Below are 7338 nucleotides of genomic sequence, written 5' to 3'. Positions count from 1 at the left end.
TATGGCGAGAGACCGGGAGGAAATTGACCGCGGCAGCTGATCCTCCAAATACCCCCACGCGTCCCGAATCGTCGAAGGAGCAACCAGGTCGCAACGATCGGTGCTGGTGCGAGAGCGGGGTGAAATACAAGTCGTGCCACTACCGTTTCGATAGAGCCTGACCGGACCAGCCCCTCGTTTGCGGTGAAGCAGCACCTCGAATGTCGGAGCTCTGCGTCGCGCTGTCAGATCGCGGACTGGCAGCCTCGGCGCTTCAATCACTACAGGGTGGTCCTGTTCGAATGGGTGCGGGCATCGGTTCACTATCGATACAGGCGTTGGCGATTGCATCGGACCTACGAGAACCCCGGTTGAGTGACCGAGGACGCCGCAGTCGAATGTTCGAGGTGTGGGCGATCCACATGCATGTCGCCCTGTGTTGAGCACGTCGGGTCTAGTTATATGGGGCCAGCATCCAGATTGCCGCGTCCCAGTCCCCAGCAGACGTCTGCGTGAATCCGGCGGCGGACACCCCGTAGGTTGTGGGCCGTGACGCCGAAGATGCGCTGGCTGCGCGGGCCGCCGAACACTGATCCGGGGTCGTCGGCGCGGGTCCATTCGATCCCGTCAGGCGATGCCCAGACGACCGCATCGGACCCGTTGCCTGTGGACTCTCGTCCAGCCGCAACGAAACCCTGCGCTCCTTCGACGACCTTTGCGATCTGCTGGTTTCCGGATCCACCAAAGACGGCTCGGTCGGCGGGAAGTAACGTCCACTCGGAACCATCGACCGACGTCCACACCCTCGAGTCACCATTCCCATCGTCGTAGCCGACCGCGATCAGCCCTGGCCCACCTGCAGAAACGCCGAGAAGCGCCTCGTTGTTACTCCCCGCCAGTGCCGATCCGGGGTCCGCTGCTCTTTTCCAGGTAGCGCCGTCGGAGGATGTCCAGACGACGCCGTTCCAATCTGAGCCGACGTATTCGTACCCTACCGCCACTAGCCGGGTCCACCGGCTGTCACAGTCTCGACGACCTGCGCGTCTGCGCGCGCAAGCGTCGCAGCGGTTAGGCGTGTCCAGTCAGAGCCATCGGGGGAGGTCCACACCGCACCGTCGGACTCACCGGACGCATAGTCATCGCCAACCGCAACAAATCCGGTCCGCCAACGGTATTGCCCAGCATGTCCTGGTCGTCGCCGCCGCCGAATACGCCCTCGTCGTGGGGCACCCGCGCCCAGGTGATTCCGTCGGACGACCTCCACACAGCGGCATCGGCGTCCCCGCCCGAAGCGTCATAACCGACGGCGACAAGTCGGGACTCGCTGGCGGCAACGCTGAACATCGCCTGACTGCCGGACCCTCCAAACGCTGCTTCATCATCGGGTACACGCGCCCAGTCGATCCCGTTTGAAGAAGTCCACACCGCGGCGTTCAGTGCCCCATCGTTTCCGTCTCGTCCGACTGCCACAAGCCCGGGAACGCCTTCGACAATGCTCACGACAACCTGGTTCGTCGAGCCGCCGAACACTGACCTGTCGTTGGCAACCTGGATCCAGACCGAAGCCTGTGGCACAGCAGTCGTGGTCGTCGTCGGGGGAGTGGTGGTTGTGGCCTCGGGCGGTGCAGTCGTCGTCGGAGCCGAGGTCGTGGTCGTCGGAGCGACCGTGGAGCTCGTCACTGAAGACGGTGGGGACGTCGGGACCTCCGCAGGAGCGGCGGATGAGGGACAAGCAGAAATGATAAGGGCGAAAACCACAAGAAGCGGTAGGGCCAAGGTGCGAAACGTTTTTGGCGTCGGGCGAGAGCAGCATCTCGCCACCTTGCGGACCGGTCGAGAGTTCTCGAGCCGACGAGCTGCCTTCGGATGCGATGCAACATCTTGGTGCCGATCTCGGGCGTCGGTCGCGACCCGGATGATCACTGGACAGTGGGATGTCCTCTTTCAGGCGTGCAAAGGACCGCAGGTGTGTTCAGCAGTTCGGTGCCACACGAAGGTCGAGAGTTCATCGGAGACCCGCTGAACGACGCTCGTCACTTACTTTGACGACCGTCGTCGTCCCGGCGAAAAGCGCGTCTGACTGTCGATCTCCGTGGAGGTGTTAGTTACCAGACTCCTCGTCAAGGGCGTAGCGGTGATACCGGTACAACGCAGCCGGGCGGTGTCCGACCCCTCCCTGGCGGTGACCCGTGGCCTCGAGGTCTCCGGAGCTCAGCATTCGGCGACGAAAGGAATCCTTGTTCAACGAGCGTCCGAGGATTGTCTCGTGAATCTCCTGGAGATCGAGCAATGAGAATTCCTCCGGAAGTAGTTCATAGCCGATGGGGGAGTAGTCGAGTTTGCCGCGCAGTTTCTTCACGACGATCGCGATCATGTCAGCGTGGTCGAACGCAATAGGCAACTGCTGGCGGTTATGACGCAGTGTCACGCTACCTCCGATCTCCCCTTGCCAGGGTACGTCGATTCTTGCGAGGACAACATCGGTCGCCTCAGTTGCGAGGCGGACGGGATTCACAAGCGCGTAGTAGGCGATAGAGATCACACGGGTGCGTGGGTCACGGTCGGGTGATCCGAATGTGTAGAGCTGCTCGACATAGATGTCATGAATGCTGGTCTTTTCTTGGAGGGCTCGCATGGCTGCCGTATCGGGACTCTCGTCACGGAGGAATCGGCCGGGAAGCTGCCACTTGCCTGCATCGGGATGCTCGGTTCTGCGGATCATCAGCACACGGAGGCACCCGTCAAACACCGTCACGAGAGCGACGTCGACGGCAACGGACGGTCGTTCGAAGTCCGATGGTGAGTAGCTTGCAAGGAAATCGTTTTCGTTCATCCGACGACGAGTTCCAGAGTCTCGGGCGCTATGCCGATCTGCACGGTCTGGCCCAGTTGATGTGCAGACGGTCCGCCTCAATGCCATCGCCGAACACGACGACGCCGTCGTTTGCCGGTCACGCCATCCTCTTCGCCGGTGGTTCCAAGGCTACCGGACACCCCTGCACCCGTACGGGGCCGAAAGGTCGTTTCGCTCGCCTTGAGCACCGCTCGCCGGACGCCGCGAGCGAGATGCAGAGACCGCGCTCGCCTCCGACTTGCGAGTTGGTGGCTGTGGATGGATCTGCCAGGCTTGCCTCATGTGGTATTCGCCTGTTGTCTTTCTGCGCCGAGGGCGGGATGCGTGCCGACGGTGTCGGAAGCGAGAAATGTGCGGCGCATCGTGAGGGTCGTCCTGGTCGCGAGCGTTGCAATAGTGATCGTCGTCGGCGTGATGTGGGTCGCCCAGCGGCGGCTTATCTATTATCCGTCGCAGGTTCTGCCGGACGTGTCCACCGTCTTACCCGGCGCCGAGGAAGTAACGTTTCCTACTGACGATGGGTTGACTCTGGCAGCGTGGCTGGTACCGGCGACCGGAGACTCCTACGGGGTGACAGTCGTGGTATTCAACGGCAACGCCGGCAACCGTGGCGACCGGGTTTCGCTTGCGAATTCGCTCGCCGAAAGGGGATACGGTGTGTTGCTTGTTGGCTACCGCGGATACGGGGGGAATCCGGGGACGCCCACAGAAGATGGTTTGTTGGCCGACGGGAGAGCTGCCGTTGCTTTCCTTGAGGCCCGTCCCGATGTCGATGCCGACCGCTTGGTGTACTTCGGTGAGTCGCTCGGAGCGGCCGTGGCAATCGGGGTAGCGGATGAGCGTCCCCCGGCGGCTTTGGTGCTGCGCTCGCCGTTCACGTCTCTTCCCGACGTCGCATCGGTGCACTACCCATTCCTGCCGGTGTCCGTCTTGCTGAGGGACCGCTATCCGAACCTGGAGAGGATTCGCGGAATCGAGGTCCCTGTCCTTGTCGTGGCCGGATCAGCCGATAGTGTGGTGCCCGCTGCTCAGAGTCGGAGCGTGTTCGAGGCAGCCTCCGAGCCGAAGGAGTTTGTATTGATCGAGGGCGCTGATCACAACGACTTCGAGCTGACGGCCGGTGACCGACTTGTGGACGCGGTGACGGTGTTCCTCGACAATGTGTTTCTCCCCGGCTCCGGTTGACAAGGCAGCGCAGCACGCCGAACAACTTAATTTGCGGTGGGGATTCGCGGCCCGCAGCGATCGGGTTCAACGCGTTTTTGCGAGACCCTGCAGGGATTTCGTCGGTCCCTGTTGCTCTTCGCCCTCACAGGGCGGTTTCGGTCACCTTCTCGGATTCGCGAGAACCCCATACGTCCATCGGGCATTTCGGCACGCGTTCACCCGGAACTCCCGTGAACATCCGTTTGTGCCGACGTACGTGGGGCGATGCTCAGTCGGGTGTGACTACAAGAACCTTGTCATGGACGCGTGCCCGTTCGTTCACTCTGATGGCGATAGGCTCGCCCGGTTGTGCCGAAGAGACCGCCTCGTGTTCGACCTGGATCGAGTCGACGGTCTGGGTGAAGTCCGATGTATGTCCGAGAATGTGAACCGTGTCACCGACGTTGAGTTTGTCGGAGAGGTCGATACCCGCGACCTCCAGCTTGCTGTAGTAGTGGCTGACGGTCCCGACAAGTTTCTCGGTCATGTCTGCCTCCTTTCGTTGTGCAGAACGTCAAGTACCACAACCATATCATCGGACTCGGAAGTACGGGTGCCCTAATTGTCAATGTGCTGGGTGGACGAGGAGCGCGTACCGTAGCGGTTTGTCAACCTCGGACTGCACCCTGACAGTGAACACGTTCTACAACTGGTAGACGGGGGCTGGGACACCTGGCAACGAGTACGACGCTCGGTCCGCGCTGCTGCACGAATTTGGCCATCCGTATGGTCTTGGCCACTCCGGATCCTCGAACATCGGCCCAACACCGGTAGTGACAGCTGCTATCGGACTGGGAAACGTTCGCCGAACTCTCACCAAGGTTGACTGTGCAAGCCTGCTGTTTCAGACGACCCGCATCGCCACATGCAACTGGAAGATGGACCGAAAGGGAGCAGGACCCGGCACAGGATCATCGGATCCGCAACACTTCGAGAGCTACAATACAGGCTACTGGACACCATCCACGCGTGATCGGCGGCCCGAAGCAGCCCGCAGGTCGGTGTCAGGCCGAAGCTGCGTGGGGGAGTGACGGGACTCGTGTTGCGGGATACACGAGTGGACGGGTCGAATCGAGTAGCCGGGTGTCGGGTTTTGTCAGCCACTTCCAGATCAGACGTGACTCGGCTGCCAGTGCCGGCGTCGGTGGTACCTCCTCGACTTCGAAGTCGTCGGAATCGGCAAGCGAGAGAACGTTGAACGGTTCGTCACCAGACCAGCCGGCCACAAAACGACCGTTCTCAACAAGACAACCGGTCTCACCTCTCACGGCACGCACCATGCCCGCCCGCTGCAATGTTTGCCAGATTCGGCGGTCTTCAAGGCACCGCGCGAGCGCCTTGTGTCGATCGCGTAGCGTTGCTGCATCTTCGAAACGTGATGCCCGGGCGTGGACCATCATCTTTTCCTCGATTGGCGTGAGGAGAGAGGACGGGTCGTTGCACACGCCGTTCACAAGTTGGTTAACAATCTCGGCGTAGTCGGAGGCCGACACCGATCCGTCGCACGGGCACACCGCAACCCCGAGCTCCGCAAACCCGCAGGCCGACGTTCGACCGGCGGTTGCGGTGCGGCAGCGACGAATCGGCACCGCGTCCCACAGAGCGAACAGCACCGCGGTCGCGGCGGGCTTGGATCGAAACGGTCCGAGCAGCAACCGCCCCCCGTCGCGGCTCGAGCGCACAACTGAGAACCGGGGGAACTCCTCGTCGGTCAGCTTTAGCCAGTGCGGTGACTTTGCTGGTCGCGACTTTCGGTTGAACTTCGGTCGATGGGCATGGATGAGGCGAAGCTCGGTGATGGCGGCCTCAAGCTCGTGGGCGCATACTTCGTGGGTGATGTGATGAAGTTCTCGAAGCATGTTCGTGATTGATTTACGGGGGTCACCGTAGAAGTACGACCTCACCCGTGTGCGCAGATCTGTTGCCTTGCCAACATAGATAACCGTCCCGTCCCGGTCGTGGAATCGGTAGATGCCAGGCGAACGCGGCAGGACGTCGGTGAGTTCGATCTTTCGATAGTGCGCCGATCCACGAGCTGTCGGGAGACGGAGGAGGTCGTCCAGATGGGTGGCGCCGAGGTCTCCGGCGCGACCGAGTAGTTCCCAGAAGACATGGGCCGTTGCTTGCGCATCCGTGAACGCCCGGTGGTTCGGCGACGTCGGCGAGCGAAAGTGCGCAGCCAGGGTGTCCAGTTTCAGGTTTCTCACGTCGTTGCGCACGAGACGCCTAGCAAGACCGAGTGTGTCAACGGTGCGGTTCTTGAGTTCGCCGTACCCCAGGGCCACCGCAGCCGAATTGAGAAACGACATGTCGAAGCGAATGTTGTGACCAACAATCACCGCATCACCGATGAACTCCAACAGGGATGGTAGGGCCTCCTCGATTCTTGGAGCTTCGATGACCATGTACTGGGTGATGCCGGTGATCACGGTGATCCGCGGCGGGATCGGTGCGTCGGGGTTCACCAGCGTGTCAAAGGTGCCGACGAGCGCGCCTCCGACATACCGAAGCGCACCGATTTCGGTGATTGCATGCAGACCCGGTGTCAGACCGGTGGTCTCCAGGTCGAGCACGCAAAACGGGACCTCGTGCAACGGAGCACCGAGGTTGTCGAAAGTTCTCTGGCCTTGCAATGCCGACACGGCGCTCCGGATCGTGAATAGGTCCCGATACAGAATCGGTGGGTCATACTATGACGAACATGTGTTCGATGCAAAAAGGGCGGTTCATCCGAGCAACTACGCTTGCGGTATGGACTTTGCAGCACGGGTGTACTTTGACTTTGAATCAGACGATTCGTGGCGTCTCCACCAGCTTTTTGGTCGTGCTCGTATTGAGGGCTCGCAGATTATTCTTGACTGGACCGGATTCTCTGAGGACCCGCCGACGTCGTCGCCGAGCGCACGCACCATGCTCAGCTTTTACGAGTGGTTGCATCGTGCCGATCCGCCCGCCGCGGAGCGGTTCGTGCAGATGGCGATGGTGTTGTTGCATGACGAGAAGGCGCCAGCCGACGAACTCGACACCCTCCTCATCGCGGCCAAGGCGTCGGGTGTCGAACCCGATGTATGCCGCCAGGTGGTGCACGATCGGCGAGGCGAGTTGTTGCTCGACAAGACGATGAAGGAAGCCCGCAGCCTAGGTGTTGCCGCGGTGCCATCGCTGTATCGCGCCGGGGTGCCGCTCCATGTCGTGACGACCCCCGTCGTGCTTGAGGGGAGCGCCACCGCCCGTTTGGTCGTGTTCGATTCAATGCTCAACGACGACGGCCTGTGGTCTGTGAGCAAACCGTAGGCCGA

General features: G+C 61.4%; 9 protein-coding genes. 4 read left to right on the top strand and 5 right to left on the bottom strand.

Annotation, left to right across the window (positions count from 1 at the left end):
- Positions 1–23: 23 nt before the first annotated feature.
- Positions 24–161 (top strand): SEC-C domain-containing protein, encoded by a 138-nt coding sequence (locus IIC71_11755; GenBank protein MCH7669854.1) that lies wholly within the window; start codon positions 24–26, stop codon positions 159–161.
- A gap of 276 nt (positions 162–437) precedes the next feature.
- Here IIC71_11755 and IIC71_11750 read toward each other — a convergent pair whose 3' ends face one another.
- Both IIC71_11750 and IIC71_11745 read right to left on the bottom strand, forming a co-directional pair.
- Positions 438–980 carry a hypothetical protein gene (locus IIC71_11750; GenBank protein ID MCH7669853.1) on the bottom strand — a complete coding sequence of 181 codons (543 nt, stop codon included), beginning with the start codon at positions 978–980 and terminating at the stop codon, positions 438–440.
- 67 nt (positions 981–1047) lie between these two features.
- Complete coding sequence (locus tag IIC71_11745) at positions 1048–1479, bottom strand: hypothetical protein (GenBank protein ID MCH7669852.1); 432 nt, start codon at positions 1477–1479, stop codon at positions 1048–1050.
- On the opposite strand from IIC71_11745, the gene IIC71_11740 reads away from it, so the two are divergent.
- The gene (locus IIC71_11740; GenBank protein ID MCH7669851.1) at positions 1472–2002 is read left to right on the top strand and encodes a hypothetical protein; all 531 of its coding nucleotides are present in this window, start codon (positions 1472–1474) and stop codon (positions 2000–2002) included. The two genes, IIC71_11745 and IIC71_11740, sit on opposite strands and share 8 nt — an antisense overlap.
- Before the next feature lie 78 nt (positions 2003–2080).
- On the opposite strand, the gene IIC71_11735 is transcribed toward IIC71_11740, so the two are convergent.
- The gene (locus tag IIC71_11735) at positions 2081–2812 is read right to left on the bottom strand and encodes an NUDIX domain-containing protein (protein MCH7669850.1); all 732 of its coding nucleotides are present in this window, start codon (positions 2810–2812) and stop codon (positions 2081–2083) included.
- Positions 2813–3091: 279 nt separating this feature from the next.
- Between IIC71_11735 and IIC71_11730 the strand changes: the two genes are divergently transcribed.
- Positions 3092–4018: an alpha/beta hydrolase gene (locus tag IIC71_11730; GenBank protein ID MCH7669849.1), complete on the top strand. Its 927-nt coding sequence runs from the start codon at positions 3092–3094 to the stop codon at positions 4016–4018.
- Between the two features lie 250 nt (positions 4019–4268).
- Here the strand turns inward: IIC71_11730 and IIC71_11725 are convergent, their stop codons facing one another.
- Together IIC71_11725 and IIC71_11720 are read right to left on the bottom strand one after the other, a co-directional pair.
- Complete coding sequence (locus IIC71_11725; GenBank protein ID MCH7669848.1) at positions 4269–4526, bottom strand: translation elongation factor-like protein; 258 nt, start codon at positions 4524–4526, stop codon at positions 4269–4271.
- Between the two features lie 517 nt (positions 4527–5043).
- On the bottom strand, positions 5044–6681 hold the full coding sequence (locus IIC71_11720; protein MCH7669847.1) for a DEDD exonuclease domain-containing protein: 1638 nt from the start codon (positions 6679–6681) through the stop codon (positions 5044–5046).
- A 109-nt stretch (positions 6682–6790) separates the two neighbouring features.
- Between IIC71_11720 and IIC71_11715 the strand changes: the two genes are divergently transcribed.
- Entirely contained in the window at positions 6791–7333 is a 543-nt protein-coding gene (locus tag IIC71_11715; protein ID MCH7669846.1) for a hypothetical protein, read from the top strand.
- Positions 7334–7338: the final 5 nt, after the last annotated feature.

Source organism: Acidobacteriota bacterium (assembly GCA_022562055.1).
Taxonomy (GTDB): domain Bacteria; phylum Actinomycetota; class Acidimicrobiia; order Spongiisociales; family UBA5794; genus BMS3BBIN02.
Note: the sequence above shows the minus strand (reverse complement) of the source record. Positions and strands in the feature narration are given on the sequence as shown.

Coding starts and splice junctions, on each gene's coding strand:
- IIC71_11730 (MCH7669849.1), top strand. CDS start 3,092: ATGGATCTGCCAGGCTTGCCTCATGTGGTATTCGCCTGTTGTCTTTCT.
- IIC71_11725 (MCH7669848.1), bottom strand. CDS start 4,526: ATGACCGAGAAACTTGTCGGGACCGTCAGCCACTACTACAGCAAGCTG.
- IIC71_11715 (MCH7669846.1), top strand. CDS start 6,791: ATGGACTTTGCAGCACGGGTGTACTTTGACTTTGAATCAGACGATTCG.
- IIC71_11740 (MCH7669851.1), top strand. CDS start 1,472: ATGCTCACGACAACCTGGTTCGTCGAGCCGCCGAACACTGACCTGTCG.
- IIC71_11735 (MCH7669850.1), bottom strand. CDS start 2,812: ATGAACGAAAACGATTTCCTTGCAAGCTACTCACCATCGGACTTCGAA.